Source organism: Streptomyces sp. MBT65 (assembly GCF_016612545.1).
Classification (GTDB): Bacteria; Actinomycetota; Actinomycetes; order Streptomycetales; family Streptomycetaceae; genus Streptomyces.
Map to the genome: position 1 here is coordinate 1 of NZ_JAENRY010000627.1, position 1,306 is coordinate 1,306.

At 71.7% G+C, this 1,306-nt stretch carries 2 protein-coding genes; one reads left to right on the forward strand and one right to left on the reverse strand.

Annotation, left to right across the window (positions count from 1 at the left end):
* Positions 1–119: 119 nt before the first annotated feature.
* A complete protein-coding gene (locus JHN63_RS51115; protein WP_200691947.1) occupies positions 120–773 on the reverse strand; it encodes a uridine kinase in 654 nt (217 codons plus the stop codon).
* A gap of 127 nt (positions 774–900) precedes the next feature.
* Between JHN63_RS51115 and JHN63_RS51120 the strand changes: the two genes are divergently transcribed.
* On the forward strand, positions 901–1,305 hold the full coding sequence (locus tag JHN63_RS51120) for a hypothetical protein (RefSeq protein ID WP_200691948.1): 405 nt from the start codon (positions 901–903) through the stop codon (positions 1,303–1,305).
* Position 1,306: the final 1 nt, after the last annotated feature.

Here is a 1,306-nt window from a genome sequence, read left to right on the forward strand (position 1 = left end):
GCGCTGGGGGGCGCCGACGGGGTCCTGGGGGGATCACGGGGGAAGTACCACGGGGGAAAAGGGAGAGCGGGACTGGAGGGCCGGGGGGTCCGTCCAGTCCCGCTCTTTCGTGTGTGCCGTCAGCTGGTGGGCGTGGGCGTGGGTGCGGGAGCCGCCGACGGACGCCGGCCCACCGCCGCCGCCGCGAGCCTGCCCAGCGCCTCGTCCTTGTCGCAGGCGTACGCGCCTAGGGTCGTCTGCCGGGCCACGATCGAGCGCTCCAGCCGCATCAGCCGCCAGCCGCGCCGCAACAGGAACGGCACGGACTTACGGCCCTCCCGCAGATCCCGCAGGAAGCGACGCCGGAACGTCCGCACCGGACCCCGGCTCAGGCACAGCGCGTCCGCGAGGACGCCCAGCTCCTGGCAGCGGGCGATGACCTCGGCGGCGAAGATGCCCTCCGCTATGAACAGCGGGGTCCGGCCCACATCGACCGCCTCCGTGCCCGTACGGGCGCTGAGCGAGATGTCGTAGACCGGCACGTCCGTACGGCCCGTGCGGCACAGTTCGACGATCGCGGTGACCGCGACCTCTGCGTCCCAGGACTCGGGGTGGTCCCAGTCGATGTCCGAACTCCCCGCCACCAGCGGCAGCGTCGGGTCGTCGCCCTCTTTGTAGAAGTCGTCGAGCCGCAGCACGGGAAGACCGGAGCGGGCGGAGACGAGGGACTTGCCGGAACCCGAGGGGCCGCACAGCAGCACGACACGGGCCGGTGACGGGGAAAGGATGCTCACGGGACACCAGTTTGACGTATTCCGTACGTCCTGCCGACCCCGCGGGTCGGCATTGGAACGCGCATCACACGTCAACTACCCTTCGTGCTGACCTGATTACCCTGCGCACCAGAAGGTGGCACCAGCAATGGCACGACACACGTCCCCCCAGCATCCGACCGCCCAGCGCGCACTGGTCGCCCTCGCGACCGCCGGAGTCGCGCTGGGCGCGGGCGCGGCGAGCGCCGCCGCGGACACCGCGCCGGTCGTCGACGTGATGCGGACGCGGCCGACCACGCTCGGCAAGATGGATCCCGCGGCGGGGCTCCAGGCGGTGACCGGCACGGTCGGCTATGTCACCGGGCCGGTCGCCGGGCTCAAGCCGAATCCCCTTGCGGGGACGGGAGTTGACCCGCTCGACAACGGGGTCGCGACCCAGCTCGCGGACTTCCAGCCGGTTGCTTCGCAGATGTTGACGGGGCCGGTCGCCCAGGCGGAGTCGATCAGCAGGATTCCTGTGGTGGGGCAGGCGCTGGGGGTGCTCGGGGGGTGAG